Source organism: Candidatus Soleaferrea massiliensis AP7 (assembly GCF_000820765.1).
In the GTDB taxonomy this organism is placed as follows: Bacteria; Bacillota; Clostridia; order Oscillospirales; family Ruminococcaceae; genus Soleaferrea; species Soleaferrea massiliensis.
Genome location: NZ_CCYH01000004.1, coordinates 34,699 through 46,449, shown reverse-complemented (window position 1 = coordinate 46,449; position 11,751 = coordinate 34,699). Strand labels below are relative to the sequence as shown.

The 11,751-nt window shown below is 53.9% G+C and carries 7 protein-coding genes; 2 read left to right on the top strand and 5 right to left on the bottom strand.

The window, feature by feature from the left end:
• Positions 1-820: 820 nt before the first annotated feature.
• From BN348_RS12770 to pduL, 5 genes are all read right to left on the bottom strand, one after another.
• The gene (locus tag BN348_RS12770) at positions 821-1,345 is read right to left on the bottom strand and encodes a hypothetical protein (RefSeq protein ID WP_052446582.1); all 525 of its coding nucleotides are present in this window, start codon (positions 1,343-1,345) and stop codon (positions 821-823) included.
• A 386-nt stretch (positions 1,346-1,731) separates the two neighbouring features.
• Positions 1,732-2,205, bottom strand: a complete 474-nt coding sequence (locus BN348_RS00495; RefSeq protein WP_040195519.1) for a YbaK/EbsC family protein — start codon at positions 2,203-2,205, stop codon at positions 1,732-1,734.
• Between the two features lie 345 nt (positions 2,206-2,550).
• Positions 2,551-3,156 (bottom strand): stage II sporulation protein R, encoded by a 606-nt coding sequence (gene spoIIR, locus BN348_RS00490; protein WP_040195518.1) that lies wholly within the window; start codon positions 3,154-3,156, stop codon positions 2,551-2,553.
• Positions 3,157-3,467: 311 nt separating this feature from the next.
• Entirely contained in the window at positions 3,468-6,098 is a 2,631-nt protein-coding gene (gene ppdK, locus BN348_RS00485; protein ID WP_040195517.1) for a pyruvate, phosphate dikinase, read from the bottom strand.
• Positions 6,099-6,818: 720 nt separating this feature from the next.
• Positions 6,819-7,397, bottom strand: coding sequence for a phosphate propanoyltransferase (gene pduL, locus BN348_RS00480; RefSeq protein WP_040195516.1), 579 nt, complete (start codon positions 7,395-7,397; stop codon positions 6,819-6,821).
• Between the two features lie 530 nt (positions 7,398-7,927).
• On the opposite strand from pduL, the gene BN348_RS12765 reads away from it, so the two are divergent.
• Positions 7,928-10,948 carry a 3-keto-alpha-glucoside-1,2-lyase-like domain-containing protein gene (locus tag BN348_RS12765; RefSeq protein WP_052446581.1) on the top strand — a complete coding sequence of 1,007 codons (3,021 nt, stop codon included), beginning with the start codon at positions 7,928-7,930 and terminating at the stop codon, positions 10,946-10,948.
• 283 nt (positions 10,949-11,231) lie between these two features.
• On the top strand, positions 11,232-11,603 hold the full coding sequence (locus tag BN348_RS00465) for a lipocalin family protein (RefSeq protein ID WP_040195513.1): 372 nt from the start codon (positions 11,232-11,234) through the stop codon (positions 11,601-11,603).
• The last annotated feature ends 148 nt before the right edge of the window (positions 11,604-11,751 follow it).

Here is an 11,751-nt window from a genome sequence, read left to right as displayed (position 1 = left end):
TGGTAAAAAAACTATACTTATATGATACCACAAAGCGGTAAAAAATCAACCAAAAAGCGGACGATTCCGGAAGTTTGTGAGAATTGCCTAAAAAAGTCGACGCGCCGGAAAACGGGCTTTTACGGATGCTTTTTCCCGCTGGGATATCGCGTCCGAATGATAAACCGCAAAAAACAGCGCAGTCCGGACAGCCTGTTTTTAGGTTATCCATTCTGCGCGGCATCATACAGAGTTTACCAGCGATTGATGAAAAGTTTCATGTGATAAATCTACCGGGAATCCGCTTATTTTTGATGTTGCATTTTGGATACTGCATCAAATCTCGAAATCAGCGTTAAACTAAAAAACCAGCGTTATATCACGAAGTCAGCGTTCAATTGGAAAATCCATCCTTCTTCTTTCCAGGAAAGGAATGACTGGAAAGAAGCTGCCGCTTGCCCATCAAAAAACAGGCAGGGCACAACGGAGAACTGTTCTACCTGCTTATAATCGGATGCGGCGGTCTGCAATCGGCTGCCATACGCGGAAACCGATTGCAAAGCGTCCGTATGCGGCTGCCACTGAGGCTGGCCGCCGCCGTTTCCGGCTATGAAACTCTCCCAACAGCAATACGAATTGTATAATAAATCCGAAATTTATATCAATGTATAGAAGAATAGGACTTTCGTGGATTCAGCCGGTTCCATGCTGTTTCACAAAGGGCCTTTCATATGTGCTGCGGATAGGAAACGGCTGTAAGCCGCATCGTCTATCGTTTATATCCCATCTTCAGATGAACGGACTGAATTTCCACATGGGGCGGGCACAGGGAGAAAGCATATCAGGAAACGACGAGCCGTGTGGCGACATTGGCGCCGTTCATACCGGACAAATCCGTCAGCGAATGGGTGGTGATGCGAAGAAACGCGTCATAGGCGCCGGCTTCGAGCGGACGGGAAAGGGTGATGCTTGTCAGCGCCTTGCCGGGTTCGACCATCCTGGAGGTGTACAGGCTTTCTCCGGTGTCCTTCAATACCAGCTCGAAGGTAAAATAACACGGATTCTCTTCGGGATTGGTCAGCGCGACCCTCACGTCCGTCTCGCCGGCCGGAATGGCGATGGAGGGGTATCCCGGGATCGCGATGCCCTTTTCATCCCCGGAACCGGACTGCGGCAGAGAACCGCTCCAGCTTACAGCACCCGGATCCAGGTCGGCGTTTGGAACGGATGCCTGTTTGGAGAACCAGCTGTTCCAGTTCATGCCTATCACGATGCCGCCGACGATGAAAAGGACGCCCGCCAGCAGAATCACCAGACCCGCGGTCAATTTATGTTTACCATTGGTATCTGCACGTTCAGTATGCATATGGAAGCCTCCTGTCAAATGATTGTTTTCATTATATCAGATGACACGGATGCAATGCAATCCCGCCTGTCAGGCCGAATTTTCACGTAAAGAGCATGTAAAGCCGCATCGGGCGGCCGGACTCCTGCCTCCATTCTCCACCCGGCGTCCGGAAAACCGGCAAAACGGATGTCTGTAAAATTTGTTTTACCGGCATATACAGAAAGATCACAAAAATTTGGTGGTTCCCGGCTTCACGTAGCGGTATGATGAATTTGCGGCGGACCGTCCGTTTCAATATACGAATGTCCCTTTCACAGGCAAGGACAAAATAAACACGCTCTCCTGAAAAGCCGAAACGCGTTTCCATCTTCGTTTTGATGGAAACGCGTTTCTCTTTATATGGATTATTCGGGCAGCTTGCAGACATCCACCCAGCCAAGCGCTTTCGCGCAGGTGTACAGGTCCGCGCAGGTGAACTCAATCGCCGAGTTGCTGCTGCCGCAGGCCGGGAAAACCGTGTCGAACCGTTCCAGCGAGCGGTCCAGATAAACCCTGACCGCGTCGTTCTCTATGGCAAACGGGCAGACGCCGCCGATTTGGTGACCCGTGAACGCTACAACCTCGTCAGGCGAGAGCATTTTTGCTTTGCACTGAAATTGATCCTTGAACTTGCGGTTGTCGATGCGCGCGTCCCCAGCGGCGACGACCAGCACACAGCCTTCCGGAAGCCTGAATGAGAGTGTTTTTGCAATGCGCGCAGGCTCGACGCCGACCGCCTGAGCGGCAAGCTCCACCGTCGCGCTGGATGTCTCAAATTCCATGATATCCTGTTCACGGCCAAACTGCCGCAGATAGGTTTTTACCTGCTCAATAGACATAGTGAAACCCTTCCTTACTGTTTTCCACCATTTTACCACATCCGTGTGGAAAAAGGAAGGACAGGTTTCCGCAGAGGTGCCATCCTGTCCGCATTTAACATAGATAAGATCATTGCAAGATATTTTGCGGAGAGCGGTTTCCAGTTATTACGAATGAACCCTTGTATGCAGCGGCGGCAGGCAGGCTGTTTACAGACCATTATCGTGAAAGATGAAATGCCCGTGCAGCGCTGTAAGAAAAAGCGGGCCGGACAATTTTGCCCGGCCCGTTTGGCGGTACTGGACCGCCGGAAAGAGAAAGAAAAGAGAAGAAAAAAATGAATGTGGAAAAAGAAGCAATTTATCTTAATCTCCAAATAAGAAGTGGCAGATCGATTCAAAGATCTCAACGATCTTAAAGCGGTATTCCACCTGCGGATTCGAGGTGATGACCCCCATCGCTCCGGTGGAGAGCACATCGCCCGGCTTTACAACATTTTCGGCGGCAGGCAGGCAGAGCGGCGGAAACATCACGCACCACCAGTTGTGTCCCTCGGCTTCGCCGATTTTGATGCGCAGCGCGTCGTATTTGCCCGCTGGCAGCGTGTAGTCGGTATACTGCTTGGTGTCGAAATACATGTTGACATATTCTATCTCAACCGCATAGTCATATCCGTTTTTCTGGATCTCATCCTCGGCCAAGGCTTTGATCTGTTCTTCGCTCTCACCGATGGCCGTTTTGGCATCGGTCTTGGAGTCTACATTTTCAAACAGGCCGTCGCAGTCTGCCAGAATGCGGTCCCGCACCTTGACTTTGAGTTCCTGATCGGATACGGAGTCGGAGTTGGCCAGAATATGTAAACGAACGGTGTTCGCGCGGATATCGGAGCAGTCATCCGCAAATCCTTTGATACTGCCGAGCCAAACGGTCAGGATAATACCGATCAGCAATGCGATTTCTAGTTTTTTCATTGTCAATCCCGTCCTTTATCTTCTGTGGTACTTACAGTATGGGACGGGATTTTTGAGCTTATTCAGATATGGGAATAATTTCTGTATCTTTTTTTGATCGATAGGAATGGCGGTTTATGGGGTCAAGGACAGGATAAGAAACCGTATCCGCTGAATTGGATACCGGCACGCACACAAAGCGGAAGAAAGCGACGGCAGTGAGACAGGCAGATGGACAGTGTAACGCCGCCGCGTCACGGCATAAAAAATCGGACAGCCGGGGCGTCCCCCAACTGTCCGGTTTTTTATATAAGTTTAAAAGAAAGAAAAATTTATCTCGGGAATTTCAGCGCAGCCTGTGCAGCGGCCAGTCTTGCGATCGGCACACGGAACGGGGAGCAGGATACATAGTTGAGTCCGACTCTGTGGCAGAACTCGATGGTGCTCGGGTCGCCGCCATGCTCACCGCAGATGCCCAGCTTGATGTCCGGACGGGTCTGACGGCCGAGCTTTGCAGCCATTTCAACCAGCTTGCCTACGCCGTCCTGGTCGAGCTTCGCAAACGGATCGGATTCGTAGATCTTCCTGTCATAGTAAGCATCCAGGAACTTGCCGGCGTCGTCACGGCTGAAGCCGAAGGTCATCTGGGTCAGGTCGTTTGTGCCGAAGCTGAAGAATTCAGCATCCTTTGCGATCTCGTCCGCAGTCAGCGCCGCGCGCGGAATCTCGATCATGGTACCAACTTTATATTTCAGATCGGAATTGTTGTCGGCGATGACCTTGTCAGCGGTCTTGACAACAACGGATTTGACATACTGGAGCTCTTTGAGTTCGCCAACCAGCGGAATCATGATTTCCGGAACGATATCCCAATCCGGATGCGCTTTCTTCACGTTGATGGCAGCTTCGATGACAGCGGTGGTCTGCATCTCGGCGATTTCCGGATAGGTGACAGCCAGACGGCAGCCGCGGTGGCCCATCATCGGGTTGAACTCATGCAGCGAAGCGATGACATTCTTGAGATCCTCAACGGTGATGTTCATCTCTTTTGCCAGCGCGATGATGTCTTCCTCAGCGGTCGGCAGGAACTCATGCAGCGGTGGGTCGAGGAAACGGATGGTTACCGGGTTTCCGCCCAGCGCTTCGTACAGCGCTTCGAAATCGCCGCGCTGCATCGGCAGCAGCTTCGCCAGAGCGGCTCTGCGCTGCTCTTCGGTCTTGGAGACGATCATCTCACGCATTGCGGTAATCCTGTCGGTATCGAAGAACATGTGCTCGGTACGGCACAGTCCGATGCCCTCGGCGCCGAATTCAGCAGCCTGCTTTGCATCTGCCGGGGTGTCCGCGTTCGTTCTGACCTTCAGGTCACGGATTTCGTCCGCCCAGCCCATCAGTCTGCCGAAGTATCCGGAGATTTCAGCGGAAACGGTCGGGATCGCGCCGGCATAGATCTTACCGGTAGAGCCGTCCAGGGACAGGTAGTCGCCTTCCTTGATTGTGACGCCGCCGAGCTCGAAGTATTTCTCTTCTTCGTTCATGACGACTTCGCCGCAACCGGAAACACAGCAGGTTCCCATGCCGCGCGCAACAACCGCCGCGTGGGAGGTCATACCGCCGCGGACGGTCAGGATGCCCTGTGCGACATGCATGCCTTCAATGTCTTCCGGAGAGGTCTCGCGGCGCACCAGAACGATCTTCTCGCCCTTATTGTGCCATTCGACAGCATCCTCAGCGGTGAAGACAACCTTGCCGCAGGCAGCGCCCGGGGAAGCCGGCAGAGCCGAACCGATCGGGGAAGCCGCTTTCAGCGCCTTTGCGTCGAACTGCGGATGCAGCAGCGCGTCGAGCTGTTTCGGGTCGACCATCAGGACCGCTTCTTTTTCGGAGATCATGCCTTCGTCAACCAGATCGCAGGCAACCTTCAGCGCAGCGGCCGCGGTACGTTTGCCGTTTCTGGTCTGGAGCATGTAGAGCTTACGCTGTTCGATCGTGAACTCCATGTCCTGCATGTCTCTGTAGTGTTTTTCCAGATTGTCCGCGATCTTCGCGAACTGATCGTAGATTTCCGGCATGATTCCCTTGAGCTCGTCGATGGTCTGCGGGGTGCGGACGCCTGCGACAACGTCTTCGCCCTGCGCGTTGATCAGGAACTCGCCGAACAGTTTATTCTCACCGGTTGCCGGGTCTCTCGTAAACGCAACGCCGGTACCGGAATCGTCGCCCATGTTGCCGAATACCATCGCCTGAACGTTGACAGCCGTACCCCAGGAGGACGGGATGTCGTTCATGCGGCGGTAGTAGATCGCTCTCGGGTTGTTCCAGGAGCGGAAGACAGCCTTGACAGCGCCCATCAGCTGATCGTGCGGAGTGGACGGGAATTCACTGTTGAGCTGCTCTTTGTAGTAGTTCTTGAACCGGACAACCAGTTCCTTCAGATCCTCGGCATCCAGCTCGGTGTCCAGCTTGACGCCTTTCTTTTCCTTCACTTCGTCGATGATCAGCTCGAAGTTGCTCTTCGGCAGCTCCATGACGACGTCGGAATACATCTGGATGAAACGGCGGTAGGAGTCATATGCAAAGCGCTCGTTGCCGGTTTTCTTTGCAAAGCCGACCACCACTTCGTCGTTCATGCCCAGGTTCAGGATGGTGTCCATCATGCCGGGCATCGAAGCTCTTGCGCCCGAACGGACCGATACGAGCAGCGGATCGTTGATATCGCCGAATTTCTTGCCGGCGATCTCTTCCATCTTCGCGATGCTCTGATTGATCTCCTCTTCGATTTCCGGAGCGATTTTTTCGCCGTCCTCATAGTAACGGGTACAAGCCTCCGTGGTAATCGTAAAGCCCTGCGGTACCGGAATACCGAGGTTGGTCATTTCTGCCAGGTTCGCACCTTTTCCGCCGAGAAGCTCGCGCATTTTGCCGTTGCCCTCGGAGAAAAGATATACGTATTTTGTGCTCATTATAAACCTTACCTCCTAAATTTTTTCTTTCTTTTATATTGAGATTCCTATATAAGCAAAGCGTTGTCCCGCCTCCTTTTTGGATGTACGATATGGACAAGCTTCATACAGATACCATTATATCAAAACGAGTGCCTGTTTTCTATGCTTTTAAGAAAAATTTACTTTTATTTTTTCAGCTTTTCCCGCAATTTCAGCGGAATTTCACAGAATTGCGACAGGATATCCACTCCGGCAGCAGAACATCCGGTTTGTCAGCCTCTGCGGCTGGAAGATGGTTTCCGCGGCATCCAGACAGGACATGTTCGTTCCCTGAGCCATTCAGGATGAGAAGGGTGGACTTTGCGCACGCACAGCATCAGCGGAAGGCACAGACGCACAGGAGCTGCACTGCTGCATGATGACAGGCTTCATCCCATATGCGGCCGGTTCCTGCTCGAAAGCGCAGCGGCTACGGGAAGACACGAAAAGCGGCAGATAAATCCCACAGATGGCAGGCTCAGCTCATAAGCATCCGGCACCCGCTTGGAAATGCTGCAAATGCTGGAAGGCTCGGCAAACGGCAGCGCATAAATTCCGGCTGCCGACAGGATTTCCCATACATGTCCGGCGCCCGCGCGGATACACCTCCGCTGTGGGAAGGCACGAAAAGCGGCAGCGCGGAAACCCCGGCTGCCCTTTTCCGAAAACCCGATGCCGTAGCCGGCATTGCGGGAACAATTATTTGATGATCTCACCGTAGACATTCGGGCCGAGTCCCGCCGCGTTGGATTCGTCGGTGTCGATGTGCATCGCCGTAGCGAACTTCTCGCTGACACGGACCACGACATCGCCGAAGATCAGGCTGCGGCCGTCGGAATCCACCTTGACCGAAACGACCTGATTGTCCGAAAGGCCGAACTTCTCCGCATCCTCGGGCGTGATGTGGATGTGGCGCATCGCTGCGATGGCGCCCTCGCCGATCTCCACCTCACCGCACGGGCCGACCAGCTTGCAGGGCGCGCTGCCCTTGACGTCGCCGGACTGGCGCACCGGAACCGCGATGCCAAGACTTCTCGCGTCGGTCAGGGAGATCTCCACCTGCGTTGCGCTTCTGCACGGTCCGAGAATCGAGACGTTCGGGAACTCCTTCTTCGGTCCGACCACGGTGACGCGCTCGTTGCTGGCAAACTGGCCCGGCTGGGACAGCATCTTTTTGACGGTCAGCTTGGCATCCGGGCCAAACAGCGTCTTCAAATCCTCTTCGGTCACATGAACGTGACGCGCTGATGTTTCAATCAATACTTTATCCATTGTCATTACCGCCATTTCTCCGCGCACATACTGTAAGGGCGGCCCTGCGCGGCAGGCCGTCTCAAATCCTCTAAACGGATGCGGACTGTATTCATATCCATCTTCTAAAATGAATAAATATGAATTTTCCGGGCCGGCATTCCCGAAGCTGCCGTCATGACCGCACTGGAACCGCCTGTCGGCCCTCAGCCGTTTGTTTCGAGGATGAAACGCCGCGTTATGATCGGGAATTTTCGGCGTTTTTCATCCTTATTGTACCGCGATTTGCATGCCGGCGCAAGGGCTTTTTACGCAAATTTCAGAATATTTCTGCAAAATAACCGCGAATGGCAATGGACGCGGCCTGTGCTTTCAGAAACGTAGAAATTTGCTGCAAACTGCGTAGAATTTTATATGGTATTCACAGACGCGGTATGCTATAATATTGGTGCAGATTCATTTAACGTGTTAAATGAATCATGGATATAAAAACACAGAGAAAAAAGGAAGCGATTCCTTTAGGAAAACACTTCCAAAAGAGAAAGGCAGGACCAAGTATGAAAAAAAGACTGACCAGGCTGCTTTGCGGCGTGCTGGCCTCGGCCTGCGTTCTTTCCGGTTTCAGCGCCGGATCGTTCGCGCTGGCCCAGACACCGCCCCAAAAAGCTTACAGCGACGAAGTTGTTCCCATCGACTGGGATTCCATGGACACCGCGCCGCTGACCGACGAGCTTTCCAGGGACACCGCGCAGATCCTCCTGAATTCCAACAAGTATGCGGTGACAAGCTGGTACAACGACATCAAAAAATTCGCATCCCAGACCGGCGAATACCTGACCTTCGGCGGAACCGGCGAGAACAACATCCGCCCGGTCTCGCATGAGGCGATGGCGCTCGCGACCTCGCTGCGGCTGAACGTCTATGATCCCGAATATACCGGCGTTTCGGCAGAAAAGGCGGAGGAGATCACGCTGCGGCTGATCGGCTCCCTTGCCTACCGGCACAAATCCAACTCCAGCGGCGGCTGGGGCGATGCCTGGCAGAGCGCGTTCTGGGCCAGCCAGGTGGCGCAGGCCGGCTGGATGATGTGGGACAAGCTTTCCGAACAGGATCGGGAATATGTGAAAAACATGACCGTCTATGAGTCGAACCGCTTCATCAGCTATGATGTCCCGTATTACAAAGACCGGGAGGGCAAGGTCAACTATGCGGGAGATTCCAAAGCGGAGGAGAATTCCTGGAACGCCAACATCCTGCAGTTTGCGACAGCCATGATGCCAAACCATGAAAACTATGACAAATGGGTCAGCAAGATGGTTGAGCTTGAGATTTCCGCCTTTGCGGCGCCGGACGATATGGACAGCCGCGAGGTCGTCAACGGCATGCAGCTGAACCGCGTTCTGAACGGCTCGAATATGGAGCTGGACGGCACGGTCATCAACCACGACATCGTGCATGCGGACTATATGGTCGCCATCATGCAGAACTACATGAACGCCTGGGCCTACGGCTACGCCGGCAGGGAGATCCCGATGGCCGCGCGCTTCAACGGCGACCGTCTGTACTACGCGCTGACCGACCTGTATTTTTCACCGGATCAGTACCAGAAGCCGGGCGGCACCTTCTACACAAGAAACGAGGACGGCAGCGCCAGCCACAGGATGTACTACCCGCAGGGCAACGACTGGGGCGGACAGCGCCAGGCAAACTACCAGCTGATGGATATCGTGGCATATGTCTTCGGCGAGGACGCGAACTGCTCCACCAAGGCAATCGAGTTCGCCAAGGCCCGCAGCCAGGAGATGCTGCGCATGCAGGCGCGCTCCGAGGACGGACGGTATTACCAGGCTTCGAACGAGGACACCTTCTATTCCCGCGAGGAATGGGTGGCCTGCCACATTGCGTACTCCTACACCGCACTCTGGATGAAGGAAAACGACATGTACCGCTTCACCAATGAACCGCTCGCCCAGAATACAGGAACGCTGACCAGTGTAAAGCTCAGTGTTACAGACAGCGTGCTGAACGGTGGAACGGCCCGCGCCGGCGTTTCGGTCAACAAAGAGGTGCAGCTCTACATGAACGACCAGAACTCCAGCGTGGTATATCAATCCGGCAACGACAACATCCTCTCGGTGGACCAGGACGGCGTCGTGACGGCCAACTTCCCGGGAGAGACCACCCTCACCGTCACGGTAAGCTTCGGCGGCGTCACGCTGTCGGATACGAAGACCGTCACGGTGGAGCCCAGACGGGAGCTTCGCGAGATAGAGTCCAACGACTACGAAAGCGGACAGCTTCCGAACGGCTGGCGGGCGGAAATGCAGATGAGCGCGCCGAGCGCCGGCAACTGGACCATCAAGGACGACGGCGAAGGCAAGGTGCTGAACCAGTCCCTGTGCGCAAATAACAACAACAACGTCGCGTTCCTGCGCAGCAACCGGGTGTCGGGCGACCTGCAGATGTCCACCAGATTCCGGATGAACGCCCACAACGGAAGCTACGGCGCGGGCATGATGTTCCGTTATCAGGACAACGGCAACTACTATGTCGCCTGTTACTACAACAAGGTGCTCAAGATTGAAAAGCGCATCGGCGGAAACTATTCCACCGTTGTTTCTAAAAACATGACCTTGAAGGACGGCCAGTGGTATGAGCTGGGACTGACCGTGAAGGGTAAGCAGATGACCGTCACGCTCGACGGCGTGGAGCAGTTCACCGCCAGCGACAACCTCTTCCCATCTGGAAAGGTGGGCGTCTACACCATGCGCTGCGACGCCGACTTTGACGATTTCAGCCTCAGCGCCAGCACGCGCAAACAGGAGATTGTCAAGGAGGCGCTGGACTTCGAGGACCAGCAGTTCCCGGCGGACTGGGAGCCGACCCTGATGATCGGCAACCCGAGCGCAGGCAATTGGTCGATCGTGGACGACGGCGGCAATCATGTCCTGAAACAGTCGCAGGGCGCTGCGGAGAATGCAAACGTTGCCTGCATCCGGCAGGGCGTGCTGCGCGGTGATCTGGACATTTCGGCCAGATTCAAGATGCATGCACAGGCAAGCAATCTGAGCGGCGCGGGCATCATGTTCCGGTATCAGGACCCAAGCAACTACTATGTGGTCAGCTACTACAGCAATCTGCTGAAGATTGAGAAACGGGTCAACGGACAGTTCACCAACCTGGTGACCAAGAACACCACGCTGGATCTGAACAAATGGTATACCCTGGGCGTCACGGTGACCGGAAATACGATCAGGCTGCTGTTGGACGGCAAGGAGATTGTCTCCGCAACCGATAAGAACCTGTTCCCGGAAGGAAAAACCGGCGTATTCACGACACGCACAGCGACCAGCTTCGACGATATCCAGATTTATACCGCCTACGACATCCCGACGCTCAAGGGCGACGTGAACGGCGATGAGACGCTGGGTGTGCAGGACCTTCTGCTCATGAAATCGCAGATTCTGGGACGCACAGACTTTGTCGATGACCAGAAACTGGCGGCCGACGTCAATGCGGACGGCATCATCAACATTTTTGACCTGGTTGCGCTCAAATTTGAGATTCTCCGCGGTTAAACCATCGTTTTCCGCATCAAACGGGAAAGGGCACATGGGAGATTTCTGTGTGTCTTTTCCCCGTTTTTTTGTGGCTTTTATACGGAACAATATCCATATAATAGGTACGCCTGCACAGGCGTTTTTGCAAGACTGCAGATTCAGGCCGCAACCAGAAGATTTTTTTATACAAAACAGCAATAGACAGGCATCCGGCGCGTTTTTCGCGGCACTTGACGGATGCCGCCAAATTCTGTATAATATACGGGACCACTTGAAAAAATATTAAAGGAGTCGTTAGACAATGAAAAAAGCAATCTCACTCGTACTTTCCGTACTCATGATCTGCACACTGGTATTCGCAGGCTGTGGAAGCAAAGCAGAAGGCGGCGACGATCTGGCAAACACCACCTGGACACTGACCAGCGGAAAATCCGGCGGACAGGAAGTCACCGGCGAACAGGTCACTTCGCTCTTCGGCGAAATCAAAATGGAGTTCAAAGCCGACAGCAAGATGTCCATGACCGCTGCGGAAGTCACACAGGAAGGCACCTACAAGCTGGATGGCAGCAAGCTGACCCTGAGCATCGAAGGCCAGGATCAGGAGTGCACCTATGAAAACGGCAGCATCACCATGGAGAGCGCAGGCGCAACCCTGACTTTCTCCAAGAAATAAGCACATACAAGCAAAACTGTTCAGACACCCCTGTTTGTGGAACTACAAACAGGGGTGTCTTTTTATTTGCATGAGAAGAAAACAACATGGAGGTGGTTGCTTCACGTAAAACTTGTGAACCAATACTTATAAATTTGGCTACGTATAT

Excerpts from the sequence above, each read along its gene's own strand:
- BN348_RS12770 (WP_052446582.1), bottom strand. The coding sequence starts at position 1,345 with ATGCATACTGAACGTGCAGATACCAATGGTAAACATAAATTGACCGCG.
- BN348_RS12765 (WP_052446581.1), top strand. The coding sequence starts at position 7,928 with ATGAAAAAAAGACTGACCAGGCTGCTTTGCGGCGTGCTGGCCTCGGCC.
- pduL (WP_040195516.1), bottom strand. The coding sequence starts at position 7,397 with ATGACAATGGATAAAGTATTGATTGAAACATCAGCGCGTCACGTTCAT.
- BN348_RS00465 (WP_040195513.1), top strand. The coding sequence starts at position 11,232 with ATGAAAAAAGCAATCTCACTCGTACTTTCCGTACTCATGATCTGCACA.
- BN348_RS00495 (WP_040195519.1), bottom strand. The coding sequence starts at position 2,205 with ATGTCTATTGAGCAGGTAAAAACCTATCTGCGGCAGTTTGGCCGTGAA.
- spoIIR (WP_040195518.1), bottom strand. The coding sequence starts at position 3,156 with ATGAAAAAACTAGAAATCGCATTGCTGATCGGTATTATCCTGACCGTT.
- ppdK (WP_040195517.1), bottom strand. The coding sequence starts at position 6,098 with ATGAGCACAAAATACGTATATCTTTTCTCCGAGGGCAACGGCAAAATG.